This window comes from Prevotella sp. TF12-30 (assembly GCF_003436715.1).
Taxonomy (GTDB): domain Bacteria; phylum Bacteroidota; class Bacteroidia; order Bacteroidales; family Bacteroidaceae; genus Prevotella; species Prevotella copri_A.
Genome location: NZ_QSQJ01000041.1, coordinates 1 through 22,006, shown reverse-complemented (window position 1 = coordinate 22,006; position 22,006 = coordinate 1). Strand labels below are relative to the sequence as shown.

21 protein-coding genes are annotated in these 22,006 nt (G+C 46.2%); 14 read left to right on the top strand and 7 right to left on the bottom strand.

All coding sequences use genetic code 11. The features are described from left to right. Nucleotides 1-10: 10 nt before the first annotated feature. The 12 genes from DXD25_RS13230 to DXD25_RS13175 are packed head-to-tail and all read left to right on the top strand — an operon-like array spanning nt 11 to nt 10,335. A complete protein-coding gene (locus tag DXD25_RS13230; protein WP_117587566.1) occupies nt 11-337 on the top strand; it encodes a DUF4133 domain-containing protein in 327 nt (108 codons plus the stop codon). After that, nucleotides 334-2,835 (top strand): TraG family conjugative transposon ATPase, encoded by a 2,502-nt coding sequence (locus DXD25_RS13225; RefSeq protein WP_117663906.1) that lies wholly within the window; start codon nt 334-336, stop codon nt 2,833-2,835. The genes DXD25_RS13230 and DXD25_RS13225 overlap by 4 nt, the downstream gene beginning before the upstream one ends. 47 nt (nt 2,836-2,882) lie before the next feature. Next, on the top strand, nt 2,883-3,494 hold the full coding sequence (locus tag DXD25_RS13220) for a DUF4141 domain-containing protein (RefSeq protein ID WP_370453425.1): 612 nt from the start codon (nt 2,883-2,885) through the stop codon (nt 3,492-3,494). A gap of 3 nt (nt 3,495-3,497) precedes the next feature. Further along, nucleotides 3,498-4,511, top strand: coding sequence for a conjugative transposon protein TraJ (gene traJ, locus DXD25_RS13215; RefSeq protein WP_068856391.1), 1,014 nt, complete (start codon nt 3,498-3,500; stop codon nt 4,509-4,511). 30 nt (nt 4,512-4,541) lie between these two features. Next, complete coding sequence (gene traK, locus DXD25_RS13210; protein ID WP_068856390.1) at nt 4,542-5,165, top strand: conjugative transposon protein TraK; 624 nt, start codon at nt 4,542-4,544, stop codon at nt 5,163-5,165. A gap of 11 nt (nt 5,166-5,176) precedes the next feature. Further along, nucleotides 5,177-5,467, top strand: a complete 291-nt coding sequence (locus DXD25_RS13205; protein WP_153089026.1) for a TraL conjugative transposon family protein — start codon at nt 5,177-5,179, stop codon at nt 5,465-5,467. Next, nucleotides 5,448-6,791, top strand: a complete 1,344-nt coding sequence (gene traM / locus DXD25_RS13200; protein ID WP_117663905.1) for a conjugative transposon protein TraM — start codon at nt 5,448-5,450, stop codon at nt 6,789-6,791. Before DXD25_RS13205 ends, traM begins: the two co-directional genes overlap by 20 nt. A 59-nt stretch (nt 6,792-6,850) precedes the next feature. Next, on the top strand, nt 6,851-7,879 hold the full coding sequence (gene traN, locus DXD25_RS13195; protein ID WP_117587568.1) for a conjugative transposon protein TraN: 1,029 nt from the start codon (nt 6,851-6,853) through the stop codon (nt 7,877-7,879). A 3-nt stretch (nt 7,880-7,882) separates the two neighbouring features. After that, on the top strand, nt 7,883-8,464 hold the full coding sequence (locus tag DXD25_RS13190; protein ID WP_117587569.1) for a conjugal transfer protein TraO: 582 nt from the start codon (nt 7,883-7,885) through the stop codon (nt 8,462-8,464). A 12-nt stretch (nt 8,465-8,476) separates the two neighbouring features. After that, nucleotides 8,477-9,346 carry a toprim domain-containing protein gene (locus DXD25_RS13185; RefSeq protein ID WP_117587570.1) on the top strand — a complete coding sequence of 290 codons (870 nt, stop codon included), beginning with the start codon at nt 8,477-8,479 and terminating at the stop codon, nt 9,344-9,346. A 15-nt stretch (nt 9,347-9,361) separates the two neighbouring features. Next, the gene (locus tag DXD25_RS13180) at nt 9,362-9,853 is read left to right on the top strand and encodes a DUF3872 domain-containing protein (protein WP_369973485.1); all 492 of its coding nucleotides are present in this window, start codon (nt 9,362-9,364) and stop codon (nt 9,851-9,853) included. Next, nucleotides 9,850-10,335 (top strand): lysozyme, encoded by a 486-nt coding sequence (locus DXD25_RS13175; RefSeq protein ID WP_117587572.1) that lies wholly within the window; start codon nt 9,850-9,852, stop codon nt 10,333-10,335. Before DXD25_RS13180 ends, DXD25_RS13175 begins: the two co-directional genes overlap by 4 nt. 166 nt (nt 10,336-10,501) lie before the next feature. On the opposite strand, the gene DXD25_RS13170 is transcribed toward DXD25_RS13175, so the two are convergent. The 4 genes from DXD25_RS13170 to DXD25_RS13155 are packed head-to-tail and all read right to left on the bottom strand — an operon-like array spanning nt 10,502 to nt 12,692. Next, on the bottom strand, nt 10,502-11,779 hold the full coding sequence (locus DXD25_RS13170) for a PcfJ domain-containing protein (protein ID WP_117663904.1): 1,278 nt from the start codon (nt 11,777-11,779) through the stop codon (nt 10,502-10,504). Beyond that, nucleotides 11,776-12,201, bottom strand: coding sequence for a PcfK-like family protein (locus DXD25_RS13165; protein ID WP_004312216.1), 426 nt, complete (start codon nt 12,199-12,201; stop codon nt 11,776-11,778). Before DXD25_RS13165 ends, DXD25_RS13170 begins: the two co-directional genes overlap by 4 nt. Nucleotides 12,202-12,224: 23 nt before the next feature. Beyond that, nucleotides 12,225-12,464: a hypothetical protein gene (locus tag DXD25_RS13160; protein WP_117587573.1), complete on the bottom strand. Its 240-nt coding sequence runs from the start codon at nt 12,462-12,464 to the stop codon at nt 12,225-12,227. A gap of 12 nt (nt 12,465-12,476) precedes the next feature. After that, entirely contained in the window at nt 12,477-12,692 is a 216-nt protein-coding gene (locus DXD25_RS13155; protein WP_005823733.1) for a hypothetical protein, read from the bottom strand. A gap of 449 nt (nt 12,693-13,141) precedes the next feature. Between DXD25_RS13155 and DXD25_RS13150 the strand changes: the two genes are divergently transcribed. Next, nucleotides 13,142-14,365: a site-specific integrase gene (locus tag DXD25_RS13150; RefSeq protein ID WP_117663903.1), complete on the top strand. Its 1,224-nt coding sequence runs from the start codon at nt 13,142-13,144 to the stop codon at nt 14,363-14,365. Between the two features lie 1,329 nt (nt 14,366-15,694). Here DXD25_RS13150 and DXD25_RS13140 read toward each other — a convergent pair. Both DXD25_RS13140 and DXD25_RS13135 read right to left on the bottom strand, forming a co-directional pair. Then, nucleotides 15,695-16,228: a hypothetical protein gene (locus DXD25_RS13140; protein ID WP_117588200.1), complete on the bottom strand. Its 534-nt coding sequence runs from the start codon at nt 16,226-16,228 to the stop codon at nt 15,695-15,697. 10 nt (nt 16,229-16,238) lie between these two features. Continuing rightward, nucleotides 16,239-18,332, bottom strand: a complete 2,094-nt coding sequence (locus DXD25_RS13135; protein ID WP_117663902.1) for an outer membrane beta-barrel protein — start codon at nt 18,330-18,332, stop codon at nt 16,239-16,241. 666 nt (nt 18,333-18,998) lie between these two features. On the opposite strand from DXD25_RS13135, the gene DXD25_RS17470 reads away from it, so the two are divergent. After that, complete coding sequence (locus tag DXD25_RS17470; protein ID WP_254953896.1) at nt 18,999-19,127, top strand: hypothetical protein; 129 nt, start codon at nt 18,999-19,001, stop codon at nt 19,125-19,127. A gap of 768 nt (nt 19,128-19,895) precedes the next feature. On the opposite strand, the gene DXD25_RS16720 is transcribed toward DXD25_RS17470, so the two are convergent. Beyond that, nucleotides 19,896-22,006 (bottom strand): TonB-dependent receptor (locus DXD25_RS16720; protein WP_158556338.1); only part of this gene is annotated, 2,111 nt, incomplete at its 5' end.

Sequence of the window (22,006 nt, the reverse complement as noted above, 5' to 3'; positions counted from 1 at the left end):
TATAAGACTTATGGCTGACTACCCAATCAATAAGGGCATCGGTCATTCGGTTGAGTTCAAGGGACTGAAGGCACAGTACCTCTTCATCTTCGCAGGTGGACTGCTTGCCGTCTTCTTCCTTGTGGTCGTCCTCTATATGGCAGGTGCGGACCAACTGGTCTGCATCGGCTTGGGTCTCACGCTCGGATCATTGCTTGTATGGGGAACATTCCATCTGAACAACAAGTACGGTGAGTATGGACTGATGAAGCTCCTTGCCGCCAAGAGCCATCCACGCTATATCCTCAACCGAAGGAAAACAAACCGAATGTTCAAACATAAAAAGAAAGAAGAATGAGAAATATCAGAAAATCAAGCACACTTGAGAGCAAGTTCCCGTTGCTTGCCGTGGAGCAAGGCTGCATTATCTCCAAGGAGGGCGACATCACGGTCACCTACGAGGTAACGCTCCCCGAAATCTTCACGGTAACATCGCAGGAGTATGAGTCGGTACATGCCGCATGGTGCAAGGCTATCAAGGTGCTGCCCGACTACAGCATCGTACACAAGCAGGACTGGTTCGTGAAAGAGAGCTATGCTCCAGACATGCAGAATAGCGACATGAGCTTTCTGTCAAGAAGCTATGAGCGACACTTCAATGAGCGTCCTTACCTGCATCACCAGTGTTACCTGTTCCTTACCAAGACCTCCAAGGAGCGCATGGCACAGCAGAGTAATTTCTCCACCTTGTGCCGTGGGCATATCATTCCCAAGGAAATCAAGGACAAGGAAACGGTCGCAAGATTCCTTGATGCCGTGGAGCAGTTCGCAAGAATCATCAACGACTCCGGCTATATCTCCTTACGCAGACTGACGGATGAGGAAATCACAGGCACGGAACGAACAACGGGACTTGTAGGCAAGTACCTCTCGCTCTCCACGGAGAACGTGCAATGTTTGGAGGATATGGAATTGTCTGCAAGTGGTATGCGTATCGGAAACAAACACCTATGCCTTCATACCTTGTCGCAAACGGAAGACCTGCCAACTGAAGTATCTACGGACAACCGCTTTGAGCGACTGTCCACCGACCGAAGTGATTGCCGTCTGTCCTTTGCCGCTCCAGTTGGCTTGCTGTTGTCCTGCAACCATATCTATAACCAGTATGTCTTCATCGACAACAGTGACGAGACCTTGCAGAAGTTCGAGAAGACCGCACGTAACATGCACTCGCTGTCAAGGTACAGCCGACAGAACGCCATCAACAAGGAATGGATTGACGAGTATTTGAACGAGGCTCACTCACAGGGCTTGCAGTCTGTCCGTGCCCATTTCAATGTCCTGGCATGGGGCGAGGATATGGAGGAGTTGAAGCATCTTCGCAATGATGTGGGCAGTCAGTTGGCAAGCATGGAATGTGTGCCACGCCACAATACGGTGGATTGTCCGACATTATTCTGGGCAGCGATCCCCGGCAACGAGGGTGATTTTCCGTCAGAGGAGAGTTTCCATACCTTCATTGAGCAGTCGGTGTGCCTCTTCACGGAGGAAACCAACTATATGGATTCTCCCTCACCGTTCGGAATCAAGATGGCAGACCGCATCAGTGGCAAGCCGCTGCACATAGACATCTCTGACCTGCCGATGAGAAAAGGCGTGACAACCAACCGCAACAAGTTCGTGCTCGGACCATCGGGAAGTGGAAAGTCGTTCTTCATGAACCACCTCGTCAGACAGTATTACGAGCAAGGCACGCATGTGGTCTTGGTCGATACGGGAAACTCCTACCAGGGACTCTGCGAGATGATCAACAGAAAGACAGGCGGAAAGGACGGTATCTACTATACCTATACGGATGAGAGTCCCATCTCATTCAATCCCTTTTTCACCGAGGATAAGGTCTTTGACATCGAGAAGCGAGAGAGCATCAAGACATTGCTCCTGACGCTTTGGAAGAAGGACAACGAGCCTGCCACACGAGCGGAAGAGGTTGCCTTGTCAAATGCCGTGTCGCTCTACATCGGTAAACTGAAAGAGAAAAACGACATAGTTCCATGCTTCAATACCTTCTATGAGTTTGTGGGAACCGAATACCGCAAGGTGCTGGAAGAAAAGAAAGTCCGTGAGAAAGATTTTGATATAGACGGATTCCTCAACGTGCTGGAACCTTACTACAAAGGTGGCGAATATGACTATCTGCTGAACTCAGACAAGGAGCTTGACCTGCTGCACAAGCGGTTCATCGTTTTCGAGATTGATTCCATCAAGGACCATCCAATCCTGTTCCCGGTCACGACTATCATCATCATGGAGCTGTTCATCAACAAGATGCGCCGCCTGAAAGGCATCCGCAAGATGATAGTGATAGAGGAGGCATGGAAAGCGATAGCTTCGGCAAACATGGCGTCCTATATCAAGTATCTCTATAAGACGGTCAGAAAGTTCTTCGGTGAGGCGGTTGTCGTGACGCAGGAAGTCGAGGACATCATATCCTCCGCTATCGTGAAGGACAGCATCATCAACAACTCAGACTGCAAGATACTCCTTGACCAGAGGAAGTTCATGAACAAGTTCGAGCAGATACAGTCATTGCTCGGATTGACGGAAAAGGAGAAGTCGCAGATTCTCTCCATCAACCAGTCCAACGACCCGTCACGTCTCTACAAGGAAGTATGGATAGGACTCGGAGGAACACAGTCGGCAGTATATGCCACAGAGGTGTCTACGCAGGAATATCTCGCCTATACGACTGAGGAAAGTGAGAAACTGGAGGTAAGGGCATTGGCGGAGAAACTCGGTGGCGACATGGAAGCCGCCATCCGGCAGCTTGCAGAGGACAAACAAGAGAACAAGTAAATTCATTATCCACTTAATCCAAAAGTAAAATGAGAACAAAAGTAATCATGACAATCTGCCTGTTCCTGCTGATGGCGGGAAAGGCAAGCGCACAGTGGTCTGTCATAGATCCTACCAACATTGCGCAGAGTATCATCAACTCGTCCAACAACATCGTCCACACGTCTTCGACGGCTCAGAACATGATCAACAACTTCAAGGAGACCGTGAAGATTTACGAGCAGGGCAAGAAGTACTACGATGCACTGAAGTCGGTGAACAACCTCGTCAAGGACGCACGCAAGGTGCAGCAGACCATCCTCATGGTGGGTGACATCACGGACATCTACATCAACAACTACCAGAAGATGATGCACGATGACAATTTCTCCGTGGAGGAACTCTCCGCCATCGGCTTCGGCTACACCAAACTGCTGGAGGAAAGCAACGATGTGCTGACGGAGTTGAAGAACGTGGTGAACATCACGACCCTTTCAATGACGGACAAGGAGCGAATGGACGTGGTGGAACGCTGCTACTCGAAGATGAAGCGTTATCGCAATCTCGTAAGCTATTATACCAACAAGAACATTTCCGTAAGTTATCTGCGTGCCAAGAAGAAAAACGACCTCGACCGCATCATGGGACTCTACGGCAAGTCAAACGAGAAATACTGGTAGCCTATGGATTTCGAGAATCTTCACCAGATACTGCGTTCCCTGTATGACGAGATGATGCCGCTGTGTTCCGACATGACGGACATTGCCAAGGGACTTGCAGGACTTGGGGCGCTGTTCTATGTCGCCCTGAGGGTTTGGCAGTCACTGTCAAGGGCAGAGCCGATAGACGTATTTCCGCTGCTCCGTCCGTTTGCCATCGGACTTGCCATCATGTTCTTCCCGACCATCGTGCTCGGTACGCTCAACAGCGTGATGAGTCCCATCGTGCAAGGTACACATTCCATGCTGGAGACACAGACCTTCGACATGAATGAATACCGGGCGCAGAAAGACAAACTGGAGTATGAGGCGATGAAACGCAATCCGGAAACCGCATACCTTGTGAGCAACGAGGAGTTTGACAAGCAGCTTGACGAACTCGGCTGGTCACCCGGCGACGTGGTGACAATGGCAGGAATGTATGTGGAGCGTGGCATGTACAGCATGAAAAAGAGCATCCGTGATTTCTTCCGTGAACTGCTGGAGCTGCTATTTCAAGCCGCTGCACTGGTCATAGACGTGCTGAGGACATTCTTCCTCATCGTCCTGTCCATCCTCGGACCGCTTTGTTTCGCCATATCGGTATGGGACGGATTCCAGTCCACGCTGACGCAATGGTTCTGCAGGTACATACAGATTTATCTCTGGCTACCCGTTTCGGACTTGTTCAGTACCATCCTTGCCAAGATACAGGTGCTGATGCTGCAAAACGACATCGAGGCATTGCAGAACGACCCGAACTTTTCCATTGAGGCAAGCAACGGTGTTTACATCGTTTTCCTCATCATCGGAATCATAGGTTACTTCACCATACCGACCGTGGCGGGATGGATCATACAGGCAGGTGGCGGCATCGGCAACTACAACCGGAACGTGAACACGGCAGGCTCACTGGGCGGAAGCATCGCAGGAGCAACGGCTGGAAATGTGGCAGGACGTGCCGGAAGGCTCATCAAGAGCGGATTTAAGAAAATATAGTCATTCATGAACAATACAACGAAAAGAAAAATGGAATTCAAGTCATTGAAGAATATCGAGACCTCGTTCAGACAGATACGCCTGTTCTGCATCGTCCTCGTCATCGGTTGCGCTGTTGTTGCAATATGTTCGGTGGTGTTCGCATTCCGATTTGCGGAGAAGCAACGCGAGAAGATATACGTCCTTGATGGAGGCAAGTCACTGATGCTCGCTCTCTCGCAAGACCTCTCACAGAACAGACCTGCCGAGGCAAGGGAACACGTGAGACGCTTTCATGAGCTGTTCTTCACGCTCTCTCCCGAAAAGAGTGCCATTGAGCACAACGTGAAACGAGCCTTGCTGCTGGCAGACAAGAGCGCATACAACTATTACCAGGACTTTGCGGAGAAAGGTTTTTATAACCGACTCATTGCAGGAAACATCAACCAGTCGCTGCAAGTTGACAGCGTGGTCTGTAACTTTGATAACTACCCTTATCAAGCCAAGACCTACGCACGGCAGGTGATACTCCGAGAGAGCAATGTGACGGAAAGAAGTCTTGTCACCGTATGTAGGTTAGTGAATGCCACACGCTCCGACGACAACCCGAATGGTTTTACCATTGAAGGTTTCACCATTGTGGAGAACAGGGACATCAGTACAGTAGAACGATAAAAATAGCAAGAATGGAAAATCCGATTAAGACAATCCAAGAAAAGGTGAATGGTATGAAGGGAAGACTGCGTGACAGGCTGGATTCCCTTCCGCCAAGGGTGAGACTGAAAGTCGTGCTCGTCATGTTCGGCTTGTTTGCCCTCTGTAGCCTTTACATGATAGGTTCAGCCATCATCAACTTCGGAAACGGCAAGACCTCAAATATAGAGGTTGAGCATATTGAGAGTGTAAAGTTGCCCACCGACAAGGGGCAGCAAGTGACCAACCTGAATGAATTGATACATGGAGAAAGAGAAGAATGACAAGATGGAGCCGGATAAGGCTCCAAAGGAAAAGAAGCCTTTGACAGAGGAACAGCGTATCAAGCGTAACAAGATGATTGCCATACCATGCATGTGTCTCGTCTGCGCATTGGTGTTATGGCTCATCTTCAAGCCGTCTGCATCAGAGGGTGAGAAAGGCAGCAAGGGATTCAACATGGAAATGCCCGATGCGGAGAAGACAGATGTGGAGGCGGACAAGCGCAAGGCATACTCCAAGGAGGATTTTGCCAATAAGCAGAAGGAAAAAAGCAGAGCTATGAACACTCTTGGTGAGTACATGCCAGGCATGGACTCCACGGCATCGGGGCAGGACAAGGATTTTGACTTGATGCAGTCTGGTGGACAGCCTACAAAAGCGGAAAGACAGGAGACGGATGCCATCCGCTCGTCTGCCGAGGCATACCGAACCTTGAACACGACCTTGGGCGGTTTCTATGAACAGCCACAGCAAGGGGAAAGCAGCGAAGATGCTGAGTTGAGGAAACGTCTTGATGAGCTGGAGGCAAGCATGATGCAACAGGAAAGCAAGCGTTCCAATATGGACGAGCAAGTTGCCCTTATGGAGAAGTCCTATCAACTTGCGGCAAAGTACATGCCTGGTGGAAATGCCAATGCAGCAAGTCCTTCATCAGCAGAAACTGCAACAGAGGAAAACAAGGAAGCTGTCACCAAGGGCAAGAAAGCCAAGATTACACCTGTAAGGCAAGTTCAAAGGCGTGTAGTCTCGTCCTTGAACCGCCCCATGAGTAACGGGGAGTTTGTCGCCTCTTACTCGGAAAAGGCTTCGGCAAGGTTCAATACCGCCATCGGAAGAGGTGGTGTTTCCGACAAAAACACGATTTCTGCCTGCATCCACGGCAACCAGACCATAACGGACGGACAGGCAGTAAGGTTGAGATTGTTGGAATCTATGCGTGTCGGCAATAGGGAGATACCACGAAATTCTGTCATTCTCGGAGTGGCACGATTGCAAGGCGAAAGGCTTTCCATAGCCTTGAAGTCCATTGAGCACAACGGCATGATTATCCCGATTGAGCTTGCCGTCTATGACAATGACGGTCAGGAGGGCATCTTCATCCCGAAGTCGATGGAGGTTGACGCAGCCAAGGAAGTCGGTGCCAACATGGGAAGCTCGCTGAACAGCAGCATCAACATTTCCTCCAATGCCGGTGCCCAACTTGCCTCCGACTTGGGAAAAGGTGTCATACAAGGCGTGTCGCAGTATATCTCCAAGAAGATGCGTACCGTCAAGATACACCTGAAGGCTGGCTACAGGGTCATGCTCTACCAAGAGGAAGATTAGCCGAAAGGCAACAACATTTATACCACTTAATCCAAAAGTTTAATTAAAAGCAAACCAAAATGAAGAAGACAACAATCATGTTCGCCATTATGCTGGGCGTAGCCTGCACTGCATCAGCGCAGAAGACAGGCAAGAAAAAAGCGCAGAAGTCTGTAAAGACTGAGCAAGTAAGCAATGTTTCTTCCGACCAGGAAGAGAGACTGACCTTGACCAAGGAGGTGTATCCGCAGAAGGAAGAGAACAGCAACCTCTATCACGGCTTGACCAAGAAGCTGACCTTCGACCGCATGATTCCACCTCATGGTTTGGAAGTGACTTATGACAAGACGGTTCATATTCTCTTTCCTGCCTCTGTCAAGTACGTTGACTTGGGTTCAGAGGATTTGATAGCTGGCAAGGCGGACGGTGCGGAGAATGTTATCCGTGTAAAAGCAGCCGTGAAGAACTTCAAAAAGGAGACCAATATGAGCGTCATCACGGAGGATGGCTCATTCTACACATTCAATGTGAAGTATGCCAAGGAACCGCTCATGCTCAATATCGAGATGGCTGACTTCATCCATGACGGTGAGGCGGTGAACCGCCCGAACAATGCGCAGGAGATTTATCTCAAGGAGTTGGGCAAGGAAAGTCCCATGCTGGTACACCTCATCATGAAGTCCATCCACAAGGAGAACAAACGCAAGGTGAAGCACATCGGCAGCAAGCGTTTCGGAATCCAGTACCTTTTGAAGGGCATCTATGTACACAGCGACTTGCTGTATTTCCACACAGAAATCAAGAACCAGAGCAACGTGCCGTTTGACGTGGACTATATCACGTTCAAGGTGGTGGACAAGAAGGTGGCGAAGCGAACCGCCATTCAGGAGCAGGTGCTTCTTCCTGTCCGTGCCTACAACTATGTGGTGCGTGTGGCTGGCAAGAAAACGGAGCAGACGGTGTTCTGTTTGCCGAAATTTACCATTCCAGACGACAAGGAACTTGTCGTGGAGATGAATGAGAAGGAAGGCGGTCGCCATCAGTCGTTTGTCGTGGAGAACAGCGACTTGGTGCGAGCTTTGACAATCAACGAACTTAGCGTGAAGTAACGGATGAAAAGAAGAAACATTGCAATCATGGCGATGCTTGCCCTCACCGCAGGGCAGGCATTCGCCCAACGATGCCTTCCTCAGATGAAAGGCATCGAGGTGAAGGTCGGCATTGCTGACGGTGTATATAACGGCAAGAAGTCCTGCAAGGCTGGCTATTATGCAGGTCTCGGACTTTCGAGCTATACCAAGGGTGGTGACAAGTGGACGTATGGGGCGGAATATCTGCAAGTACATCAGCCTTACCGTGAAACTTCCGTTCCAATAGCACAAATGACGGGCGAGTTCGGTTATTCCTACAACTTCCTTTCCGACAACAGCAAGACGGTGCTGTTCTATATCGGAGGTACGGCACTGGCTGGCTATGAGTCCGTAAACTGGGGCAAGAGAACCATGTCAGACGGAGCGACCTTGCAGAACAAGGGAGCGTTTATCTATGGCGGTGCCGTGGCATTGGAAACGGAAATATACCTGTCGGATGCAATAGCTTTGACCGCTTCCGTTAAGGAAAGGCTTGTTTGGGGCAACAGCACGGGACATTTCCACACGCAGTTTGGCATCGGCATGAAGTTCATCATCAACTAAAACAGTGAGCCTATGGACATCAATGAAATCAAACAAGTGCCTATTGTGGACTTTCTCTATGTTCTCGGCATTGAGCCTGTCAAGTACAAGGCTTCGGGACTTTGGTATCATGCGCCATACCGCAACGACCGCAATCCTTCGTTTCGGGTATCAACGGACAAGAATGTCTGGTATGACTATGGCATCGCCAGAGGTGGTGACATCTTCAACCTCGCAGGGGAGCTCATCAACAGCAATGAGTTTGTGGCGCAAGCCAAGTTCATATCTGAAACGCTTGGTGGCAGTTTCCCGACATCGTTTCCGCATTATCAAAGGATAGCGGAAAAGGCTGTGAAGGCAAAAGGCAATCACTTTAGTGATATTGTGGAAAAGCCTTTGAGTCATCCTGCTCTCAGACAGTACTTGCGTGAGCGTGGCATATCGGCTGACGTGGCGAGCCGTTTCTGCTGTCAGGTGGAATACCGATACAATGGCAAACAGTTCTTTGCTGTCGGTTTCAAGAACAACAGCGATGGCTACGAGATACGCAACCGCTTCTTCAAAGGTTGCGTGTCGCCAAAGGACATCACTCTCATTGGCAGGAACTGCAACGTCTGCCATCTGTACGAGGGTTTTATGGATTTCCTCTCTGCCGTAATTCTCGGTATTGGTCGTGGTGAGGATCATATTATCCTCAACTCGGTGGCTAATATGCAAAAGGTGCATCATCTTTTAGATGGCTATGCACAAGTGTACTGTCACTTGGACAATGACGAGGCAGGCGAGAATGCCTGTGTCGAACTGCAAAAGCGATATGGCGATAAGGTCATTGACCATTCGCATCTATACACAGGTTACAAGGACTTGAACGAGTACCTGATGAGCCATAAGACAAGAAAGTAACAATCATTCAAAAACATCAAGACAATGAAGAAGAACAATAAAATCAAGAAATCAGTGAGCGTGTTGGCATTCCTTTTCGTGTGTGCCGTGTCGGTAATCCTTTCATCGTGCAGCGATGAGCTGGACATTCAGCAGTCGTATCCGTTCAAGGTGGAGACGATGCCTGTGCCAAAGGACCTTGTGCGTGGACAGACCGTTGAAATCCGCTGCGAGTTGAAGGCGGAGGGAAAGTTTGACGGCACCATCTATACCATCCGCTATTTTCAGCATGACGGAAAAGGTTCGCTGAGAATGGAGAACGGAACGGTGTTCCAACCAAACGACCGCTATCTGTTGGAGAACGAGAAGTTCCGTCTTTACTATACCTCGGCAAGCACGGAGACACAGACGCTGACAGTGGTGGTAGAGGACAACTTCGGCAAGTCATACGAAATGGAGTTCAGTTTCAACGATACTGATGAGGAGGAAGAGTTTGCGATAAGTGCCAACAAACTCGGTAGCGTATGAGGTTGATGATATTGTTAGCCTTGCTTCTTGTGTCGGGCAGCTTGTCTGCCCAGACGCAAGGGGCGATAAAGCGAGTTTGTCATGTGTCACGTTTTGAGTTGGCTGTCGCCTGCATCAAGAAGTACGAGGGTCTGCACGGACCGAAGCACCATCCTTATGTCGGATATGGGCACAAGCTGTTGCCTGGCGAGAAGTTTTCTCCAAGAATGACGGAACGGCAAGCCGATGCCTTGCTGCGCTCTGACCTCAGAAAGCTGTGCGCCATGTTCCGTGGCTTCGGTCGTGACTCGCTGCTCTTGGCTACACTTGCCTACAATGTGGGGTGTGGAAAGGTGATGAAAAGCCGGATGTATGCCAAGATGCGAAGTGGCAACAGAAACATCTATCGTGATTATGTGGACTTCAAAAGGTGGAACGGAAAGATAGTGCCTTCCATCGAGCGAAGAAGAAAAATGGAGTATCTGCTCTTGTTTACTCCATAGTATAAGGTTTTATAAAAATAGGACAGTCCTTTTGATTGGGGGCTGTCCTTTGTTCTTTGCAAGCATCGCAGATAAGGAAAAAACGGTTCTTTGCCACTTTCTTTCCGCTCCTCGGCTCATGAAGAAAGTGGCGGAACGAATTTTCATCGCTCCGCCGATATGGATTTCATGTCGTTGCAACCATTCGTTGCTCTATAAGTCTTGCATTGCTGTTCACCAAGTTGATGATGTCGGCATGGTGCTCGGTGTCCTTGTTCTGTAGTCCGTGGCATTGTACGACTTTCATCTGTTCGAGAGAAAACTCCACGGTCTCAACCCTTTGTTCGGCTATTCTTGCAGAGAAGATGATGCAGTCGGGATTGAGTGAATAGTTTGTACCGCTGCCTACGCAATGATGCATCGCCTTGCCCTCAAGAACGTGCTCCCTGACGCTTTCAAGCATTCTCACCACGATATTGCCGTCCGTGAACATCAAACCGAAGAAACGGCTCTTCATTTCCTTGAATTTGTCCTCGTTCTTCAATGCCTTGCGTATCTCCTCCTCGGTGCGCTCCTTTTCTTTCTTGGCTCTGATTTTCTCGGATATTCTGTCGTGCTCGGCTTCAAGGTTGTCGGGGCAAATGTAATGTGGACTTCTGATGTCTTTGCCCATTTCTACCAACATACAGATGTAGTCCGCCCATTTGCCGATGTCTGTAATAAGGTAATGGTTGCGGTTGGCTATCTTGTAGGCATTCCAACAAGTTTCCAAGTGCCGTGGGTGGTCTATGAAGTGGCGGACGTGTCCGTAACGACATTGTTTCATCATCGTTTCGATGCGGTGGTCTGTCAGCATCGCCTTGAATAATGTAAGCGGTTCGATGCCGTGAAACGCTCCGTCAAAGCCGTTGCGCCATATCTGAGGAATGACTTTCATATCGGGGCATACCGGAAATGAAGCAATATGCTGATAGGTGGTGTTGTCCCTGCGCAGTTCAATGTCGGAGTCGTAGCAGAACGTGTCCATATAGATACCCATTGTGCGCTTGCGTGCCATAACCTCCACCTTGCCTTTTTCGTTCATCCAATAGCGTGCCACCTCCCAACAATAAATGTCTGCCTTTTGTCCCTTGCGGTAATAGGCTTTCATCTGAAATGCTCGCATAAGTTGTAGTCCCTTGCGCTCGGAGAGTACACTGAAATAGGTAGAAGACATTGCCTTCTGTCGCTTGGTGCGCTGCACTTCCAACTTTGCCTTACACTTCGGGCAGACACATTTGTCCGCATCCTCGTCCGTAGTCCAAGTGTGTCCGCAGTCCATGCAGGTGGTCTGTCCGTGCTTCAACTGAAAGGCATAGTGGTCAAGACACTCACGGAAAGCCCATTGCATTTGTGCTCCCTTGATAGGTCGTAACCCCTTGTTTGAGGTTACGACTTGCTTCTGATATTTCGTTCTTGGTTTCATAACGTGTCGAATAATGATGGTTGGTGTACTTCTGTTTCCGTTCTCTGTGAGGTGCGCTTGGCGGTATCTCTGTTACGCATCTTGTTCATCTGCTCTTGCTGATACTGGCGGATGGCTTCCTGTCTTGCCTGTGCCTTCTCCTCCTCTGTGAGTTCGATGTGGTGGTTGACAGACACTTGGCAGTTCAATGGTTTTCCTACCTCGATGTCCTTCTCCTCGTAGTAGTGGATGGCTTGCCCATATATCTCGTCATCGCAAAAGCCGTTGCAACCGCTCTTCTGTACCCAATTAAGGATATAGGTGACGCAATCGTCTATGTTCTTGTCGGGGTTGTCATACTTGGCTGCAAAGAGTTCGTCCTCCATAGCACGCTCCTCCAAATAGGCTTGTATGGTTCTCTTGAAATATTCTGTAGTGTTCATATCAGATGTTGTTAAAGGGGTTGTTACTCGTGATAGATGATGTCGCAGTCCTCAACTTCTGTAGGCAGTCCGAAGAACGGATAATGGCTGAAGTAAGGTTCTGTGCACATGTCCTCGTTGTATCTTGGACTTACTATCTCAATATTGTTCTTGCGTATGGCTTCGTCCACCATACTGATTTCCTCGTCTGTCAGTCCGCTTGCATCGCCATTGATGATGTAGCAGAGTGACCATGTAGGTATCGCTTCAATGCTTCTGTTCATATCGCTTGTACTTTAAAGTGTTAATAACCAAATGAATGTTCCAATCAGTACCACCATAGAAAGAATGGAAATGATGATGCCGAAGATGAACTTCACAATTCCCAATATGACTTCACCGACCATGCAGAGAGCCATATATCCCAACCAAGCCACCAAAGTGATGAGGGTTGAGCCGACTGCGGAGAGTAATCTCCACCAAGTCTGTGTTATGTTGATGTTTGTTGTCATATAGCCTTGAATTAAATTTATTTGCGGTTCCAGGAACTGAAGGGAAGTTCTCGTTTCTTCACCTTTTTGTCGCTCCCTTTTCCGACATTTTTTTTGCGTCTTCCTGTCGCATCGGTCGTTTCGTTTCAGGTGCCTTTCAAGGGCGGCGAGGCTGGAAATACAAGGTTTTTCGGAAAAAGAATGACTAAAAAAGCAAAAAATAGCAGATTTGGGCTTTTGTTTTGAGTTTCAGGTGGTTGTGGCAGTTGTTGGCTTTAAGTGACGTTCGTGAGGAAATGCGAAAATGGCGGATTTGAGAAGTAGAAACGCTTTCAAGTCATTACCTCAAAGAAACTCTCTAATAAGCATTTTTAACGGCTTCGGTTTTTACTTCTCAATTCTGCACAGGTTGTGAATTTGCCATGCAACTCTCATGATTTAATTTTGCACAGAACAAAAAGCAAGGAATTATGAGAAGTACATTCAAGACAGTCTTCTATGTAAACGGAAGCAAGGAGAGAAACGGAATTGTCCCTATCATGGGACGTGTGACAATCAACGGAACTATCGCACAGTTCAGTTGCAAGCTGAGCGTGACCAAGGCGATATGGGATGCCAAGGGCAACAGAGCCAAAGGCAGAAGCAAGGAAGCCAATGAGGTGAACTTTGCGCTTGATAACATCAAGGCTCAAATCGCTAAGCATTACCAACGGCTTTCCGACCGTGAGGCGTTCGTTACCGCTGAAATGGTGAGAAACGCATATCAAGGCATAGGTACGGAGTATGAGACATTACTCAGAGCTTTTGACAAGGAGAACGCAGCCTTTGCCCAACGCGTGGGAAAAGACCGAGCTGTCCGAACCTACCGCAAGTATCTGACGGTAAGAAAGTACGTTGCCGAGTTCATCAAATTTCAGTACAAGCGCAGCGATATGTCCATGAATGAGCTTACCGAGGAGTTCATCCGTGATTTTTGTCTGTATTTGAAGAATGTCATTGGACTCACGCAATCTACCATTTGGATATACTCCATACCATTGAAGCATATCGTCACGGCAGCACACTACAACGGCAAGATACAGAGAAATCCGTTTGCCATGTACCACGTTGACCCAGACCACAAGGAGCGTGAGTTCTTGACAGAGGAAGAATTGGACATATTGGCAGGAATAGAGTTGGAAAATCCCAACTTTGCTTTTGCGAGAGACTTGTTTATGTTTGGTTGTTGGACAGGTATCTCTTTCGTTGACATCAAGAATCTTACAGAGGACAATGTTGCCATTATAAGTGGGTCTCCATGGATAGTTTCTCAGCGTCAAAAGACAGGCGTACCATTCAAAATTAAACTGATAGATGCAGCCATACAGATAATTGAACGTTACAAGCCATTGAGAAAAGATATGCACTTGTTTAATATTGGCTCACTTGACATGGTAAACAAGCGTATAAAGAAAGTTGCAAAAATGTGTGGCATCAAGAAGCGAATTTCATTTCATGTAAGCCGGCATTCGTTCGCAGTTTTGGCTTTAAACTACGGTATGCCGATAGAGAGTGTAAGCAAGATACTGGGACATACGGACATCGCCACAACACAAATTTACGCAAAGGTGACAAGTACTAAATTGGAGCATGACATATCAGCTTTTGAAAGTCGAATCAAGGGGCATATGCCGACAATGGGGGGAATGGCATGAAAAGGACTGTAATCACCGTGGACGGAAATGGAATGTTATCCATTCCGTCCAACTTGCAAGACTTGTGGATGAGTGAGGGTGAATTGGTTGATATGCTTCATGTCACCGCCATGAAACTCCATGCTGTGATAAGGTCAATATACAAGGATGGTTTATTGACGGTGTCGGAAGTCCAACAGAAACAGGAAACTTCCAATGGCATTTGGCAAACGTTGTATGGCTTTCCGATGATTGTTGCCCTTTGCTTCCGTATAAACTCATACGGGGCAGCTCGGTTTCGTGCCACCATCTTCAAGAGATTGTACGGGGCAAAAGAGAAAAGTAGTGTCATTATCCTACAACTCAATAGAAGAACAACCGCCTTTAGTTGAATGTCCTCTTGCTTGTTTGTTGGCTTGGCGCTGTCGTACTGTCGTGAATAAGTACTGAAGCATAAGCATGACATTCTTACTTGTAGGGGGATGAGTTCTGTTCATAAAAATGACGGACAAAACACCCCTTATTTTTGTTGAATTGTTGAATATGATGAAAGAAGTATTGAACATCAGGCATTTACGGCTCAACATATTCTCAACAAATCTCTCAACAAAAGAAAGATAATGTTGAAAAGAAAAAACCATGAACACCATTCCTTTCTTTCTTTTTTGCCCAGTAATTTGTTGTGTAGAGCTATTTGTTGAGAGTTTGTTGAGGGTATAAGTGGTTGGTTCTCATAAAGATAACACCTATCTTCAACAATTCAACGTTTTACATGCCCTCACTTGGTACGCTGTAAAATGTGCTTGTGGATTAATTGGCAACCGCTCTATTCTCCGAAATGGTTGCAGCAACGTTCCTTGGAGGCTTTGCGCCTCCAGCCACTTGGGCGAACCTCCGCAGTGTTTTAGCATGGCATTAGATTTATGCAGACTATACCGAAGACACACAGCACACTCGGCATAGTTCACAAAGGAAATCAACAACACACAACTGAAACACTTGGCAAGTTTCACACAGAAAATATCACCTTTTCCTTTGCAAACTCCATGTACAAAGTAGCTTGTGTCTGTGACCTTGTTCTTTCAATGTGGCAGCTTTGATGTTTGGCGTAAATTGAGAGAATTAAGGTCTGCAACCTTGGGCATGGAAAGCCGAAAGGCAAATATCTCGTCTTTTGTTCTTAGAGGAGGGAGCGAGGTTATGTTTTGGAAACCCCAAAACTCCTCGCTCCACCATGATGGCGGAGAAATTTTGCTCCCGATGGTCGCAGAAAGTGAGTGTACCAACTGTAAGCAGTATATCGAATGGCAAACATACAGAAACAAGACTATTCTTTGCGGAAATGCTACATTAAGACAAAGAATGCTTCCTTTTTATTTTCATCAATATCTGCCTTTTTGCGGAAGCTAATCCTGGGGATAGGGTCTCTTGTTCCAACATGTCCAATGCCATCTTTAACTCGCTGAGAAGTTCGGGATAATACTTCATTTGCCCATAAGCAAGCTGCATGCAATAGGCTCGTATAGCATAGGGTTGAGCGCAAGCGGTAATCTTGCTTACACAGAAGTCTATGAAATCCGAGCGGAGGAATTCTTCTTCAAACGGTTGGCGTAAGAGAAGATTGAGCATTAGACGGCGTTTCCCAACATGCTCTTCCTTCATCACTCGGTCAATCAGCTCGTCATGTTTGCAATAAAGCCACTCATTATTGGCTAAGTCGAAATTTGATAGAACATGCAGTGCATTGAATGCTACTCGGTTGTCCTCATCGAAAGTGAGCCGATAGAGTTCTTCCTTTCGGTGATTGTTCTCTTCGCCTTGGGTGAGAAAGCATAGCTCATGGATGTTATCCATGCTAATTCTACCAATTAGTTTTTGTTTCATATCATGCGGCTTAGTGTCCCATTCTTGATGTATCAACTGCTTTTACTTTTTTTTCTTTATAGCCACCGAACTTATAAATAACAGCAAAAGTAGCAGTAGCCCAATTGTTGTTAATTTTCATACGGTAATCTTGATTACCTTGTACGGAACGAGTGTCTGCCTTGTTGTTGAAGATGTTGCTGCCATTTATGCGCAATCCCCATTTCCCATCATGTGAAGTCCATTGTAACTTGGCATTCATTCTAAAGATAGGACTTACATCATAAACACCTTGTATTACTTTTGACTGAAAGAAAGGGTTGAGTATAAGGCGTAAGTCTTGTGTGCTGCAAAGTTTTATAGATGCAGTACCTCCAAGTGCTGCCGTCAGCTTCTTGCGGTTGAATGGCAAATCGAAGAAATGGTCACTTTTGGCATGTTTATAGATTCCTACAGCAAACACATTACCGTTGAGCCATTTGCCAGCACTGAATATTGCAGAGGCTTGCAATCCAAAGCTATTCTCATAGTTGAAGTTGGTTTCCTTCAATATTACCGCCATACGGTCTGTTGGTTGGTACGGTAACTGCACAGAATAATCAGGTTTCAGACTTGCAAAAGCCATCAGCGTATAACGTCTTTTAATCTGCCACATAAGGTTGACATTGTAATAAGAGTATGGTTTCAAATCAGGATTGCCATGTATCTCGGTATATGTCGATGAGTAAAATACACTGCTCATTGTTGACCAATAGCTCGGAAATTCAGAATTGGAACTGAATGACAAGTTGAGTAAATGATTCTCGTTGATATTCCACAGGGCATTGAGTGACGGATATATGCGCCATTTGTCCCATATCGGTGAATGGTATTGTTCGGCTGCTGTGGATACTTCAAGACTAATTGCCTTGTTTATCTGTTTGCTGAAACCTGCGTATATATTCCAAATACGTTCGTTGATGTCTACACTGCTTGTTGCATTAGGCAGAATGTTACCCTCTTTGTCGATGGTGTTCTGATAACTCTTGTTGCTTGTGAATTGTCCCTTTGCACCATACGACAATCCCCAACCATGTGTAAAAGAATGGTTTTGGTCGGCTGCAAACATCCATTTGCTGATAGTCTGTTCACTGCCACTTGTAAGGTTGCGTTCCGTTTCTGTCGTATTTTCATTAGCATACATCGTACCGTCAAGTTTTTGTTGTTGAGGTGTACGATAATTTGTGTACGAACCACTAATATTAAGCCCAAATGGAAGTGAGTAGTTTACATCAACATTGTGCAAATACACATGAGTGTCGTAATGCATTCCGCTTACACTTGAACCTGTAGTGTGATTGTTGGAGCAAGACTTTTGCCATTTTCCCGTATAGGCAATGTCAAGTCGATGGTTCTTGCTAAATGCATAATTCATACCAAGTCGGTAGTCATGAGCAATACCAAATGATTTCTGCCACGTTTCATCGTTGTAGTGAATACGCCCGTTATCCAATGGATGGTTGGCTATGCGTGAAGATTCACCATATGAATTGCCGTCAATAAATTGATATTGTGCATCCATTCCAAATTTGCCCCTCTGCATGGAAAGATAGAAATCTCCAAACTCTCTGGAATATTTGTTTTGCTGTAATCCTCCATTTATCTGTCCCGACAACTGATTTTTCCCTGCATAATCTTTCGTGACGATATTTATAGCCATGCCACGAACATGATAACGTGCAGGAGCAGCAAGCATCACCTCTGCTTTAGCCAACTGTGCAGCAGGCATCGCTTTCAATCTGTCTGCAAGCTGTTCTTGCGTTAAAGTGGTCGCCTGTCCGTTGATGATAAGCGTCACCTCGTTGCCGGAAAACTTGATGCCACCATCAGCATCACTAACACCAGGAATACGTGTAAGAGCCTCATAGGCATTGTCGGCAGGTAGTTGCTTCATGAGTAACGGCATGTTATAGGATAACATACCTCGCTCAGCCTTGACGATAGGGCGCGAACCTTTGACCATTATTTCGGGAAGGTTGTGCATCATGTTCTCCATTGTGAGCGAATCATTCTGCGTCTGAGTTTGAGCTTTCACGTTAGCAACTGAAAGCAGAAATAATCCTAAAAGGAATACTTTATTGTCCATATTTTACCTTTCTAATCTACATTCTCTTTCTATAACTTTCAAAAGTACGAAAAAAAATCCATAAACGAGAACGTTTTGCTTTGTATTGTAGGAATGAGGACGACATTTAACATTTCTCTTACTTTTAATGCCGTATATGAAATTTATCTATGCTGCATAGACAATGTGTTGCTACATTTGGAATAAGCACACTTCCAACTCAAAATTAATAATCTATAAAAACAAAGCAAAAAGTGTCGTTTTTCAGATTTTAGGTTTAACTTTGCATCCGAAAAGAGTTGTTTGGCAAGCAAGGCAAACTTATGTAGAATGTAGAAGTTAAAACTATTGCCAAGTCATTACCTCTATTGAGGAAAGACACTCATAAATCGCTCATTTTAAGCTATTCAGAAGATTTTAGCAGATTTTTTCGGAAAAATACTACCCAACGGTGTGGAGATTTTTTCGAAAACCGAAGGCTCGACCTTTTATTTCCAAAGCTCGCTGCCATACCTTTGCACCTGCACGATAACGGTTGATGCCAAAAGGAAAGACCTTGTGGAGGAAAGAAAATCAGAGCGGCAAATGAAAATAGAAACTTCACGGAAGTTTTTGGACTGCACGATTATCGCATACTCATTTCTGAGAAATGGATACAATTACTGTCTTGCAAATGTTTTTAGGAAAATGGAAATCGCATACAAGAATGGCACAGTCTTCAGAGAAATTCCGATGAAAGAAGAGTATGGCTTGTCCATGCTTCTTGCATCGGGTTTTCTCCAAGGCTGTGCAGCCAAGCATAAAAGTGGTCGTTGAGGTTTACATCAATGACTTCTTTCTTGCGGTGGAGTATGCAAACAAAATGGTACGGCAAATCAAGGAATGGTGTTTCTTTTGATCGGTTAGCCTGCAACCGACAAAAAGAAGCACTTTTCCTCATGCCGTACTACTAAGACATGAAAGGGTGGCGTGCCACTGTTTCATGTCGTTTGGATTGTGCGGTTAAAATGGAACTGCGAGTTGTGGCTATAAAAGTCAGCCGTTGTCAGCACGGCAAACAAAGAAAAGTCCTTGGCTGTATAGTCTTGAAGCATTTCAAGGCATACCGCCAAGGATTTTTCTTGCCGTGCCATAGTCGGAGGAAGTTAGTCTGAGGTACGAGGACTGTCTTTCTTCGACGACGGCTGACTTTTATACAAAACACACGACAGGATGAGAATATGCAAACGAAATAGACCATTCAAAAAACAGGAACCCTTGCCACATAAGTTTGAATGGATTGAAATGGCAATAGCAAAGAATAGAGAAGAATATGGTTTAATGAAAACAGATTTATCCAAGCAAAAAATCGAGGATAAAAAATCTTAAAACATTCTTTATCCCCGATTAAATATCGTACCTTTGCAACCGAAAGAGTTCTTTGGATGGTTATGCAAATCACAGCAGGATGCCACATTCTGTTTATTTCTAATTCGTAACCTCTTCTTTTTACGAGATAAAAACTTATCTCATTCTCAATCACTTATAAAAAATACGTACTTTCGGGTGTTGAAAGATTATTTTTTATAACTACAAGTCGTCGTTCTATCTGATACCATTATCTCTATCGCTATTGTTCAGCTTACGGCTGCCTGTATGGTATCTGCGGCCATGGCTGAAGTTGAAGCTGGCAGCAAAGACAAGCATGTTGCCCTGGTCAGCAAGGCGTACCTTGTTCTTCTGCTGCACATACTTGTTGAAAAGTTCATCCTTATACACGCAGCCATGAGGATAGAATACGAATAATCCGAGAACGCCAAACTGCCAGTTCTTATAACTGTAGGTTACGGCAAGATTGGAGGTTGGCTCTCCGCCGTTTGTCTTTTCTCCCCAAAAACTCTTTTCCACCTTATAGGCACCATAGCCAATGTTCCAATTGCCCGTCATGTACCGAATTTCTGCTCCATAACTGAAGTAATTGAACTCGTGGGAATAATCCAAACCCTTTGTCTTGACATTCTGATACTCGCACATGAGGTTCAAATCCAGATGATCCTTGATGAGGTGAACTTCTGGAGTCAACAGCAGGTGCTTGTAATTATGACTCTTCTGATTCTTAGGTTTGCTCACAAAGAGATAAGAGCCATCCTCCCGCTTTTCGGGCAAGATAGAAGTAGCTATAGGCTTGTCGTAATACGTCCAGTTTCCCTCCAGGTACACAGACATCAGCGGAATGTTCCAGGAAGCCGACAAGGTATTGTTGTAGCCGGTAAATGGCTTCAGACCGCTATTGCCGTCACGCGCCTCAAAGCTGTTGGAATATTGGCGCAACTCGCTCAAGTCGGAAAGGCTTGGAATGTCTGACGTGATTTTGCTGCTCCATTTAAAACTCAGACGGTCGCTAGCCTTTGCCTGTAAAGTTACCTGTGGTCGAAACAGCCATTTGCTGTATCCGTTCTCCCCCTGATGGATGGAAGACCTGGTTGCGCCAACTCCCACCTGATAACTGAACCACTTCTGCTGTCCCTGTAGCTGGGTGAAAAGATAGAGATTGCTGTACTTCAATTCCGTATCAGCATTACTGCTTCCCACATAGATGTTATCTGTGTGGCTGATATTATATTGTCCACCTACCGATAAAGCCATCTGTTTCCAGTTCTTGCTGTATGTTCCTTCACCAATAAGAGAGCGCTTTCTACCAGTTGCATCATAACTGTAATCGGTCAGCGGAGCGTTCTTTACAGATTCATCCGGCGATTTGTTGAACGTATATTCCCTCATACGATACTGGTAATCTGTGCCGATGTAAGTACCCACCAGGTTCAGAGCCAGGTTCTGGTCATGGGGCATGTTGAGCGAATAATAAATGTCCAGAGATGGAATCTGCTCCAGCATTTTTCTGTTGTTTTGCAGATATTGATTTGCCTTGCCGCTTTCCTGATAAAGCTGGTTCATGCCTCTCACAGGACTGTTGTGATTGTAGAAATTCAACCGTACATTCAATGTATATTTGTCTGGCTCACTAAGATTATAACCCAACTGTACATTATTGGTGGTGTATAGGAACGGAGAATCATAACCTAAATAATTGCGATGTAGAGTTTCTCCTGTGGGCAGATGATAAGTACCGAGACTCTCATAGCTTCGTTCCTCTACCGAGCGATAGGAGAAACTGTAGTTGATGCTGAATTCCGATTTCTTCACATTGTATTTGAAATAACCGTCGCTATTATTGAAACCAGCCTTGGTGCCTTGCATCGTAGAAACCCCACCCACATAACCGGCATAGCGTCGGCGGACCTGGTAGTTGATGACTGCATCCAGATTGCTGTCTCCATATTTGAGTCCTGGAACATTGATGAATTCCACCTTTGTAACTTCATCCGGCTGCAAAGCCAATACATCTTGCATGCTAGCTTTGACATCGTTGATGCGTATTTGCACATCTCCGCCCTTTAATGACTGAACTTTGCGTTCTGCTCGATTTACGATAATGGTAGGCAAAGACAAGTTGTCCAACAGATCATAACCATTGGAAGCCGTTTTCACCTGCTCTTTTGTAGGGAAGATGATTTGTCTATCTACTTTTTCTACAACCTTTGCGGCTTCAACGGTCACACCTTTCAACAAGTATGAATTCGCCTGCATCCTCACATTTCCGATACGGGCAATAGATACCAGCTTGCAAATCGTCTTGTAGCCTACGAACGAAACCT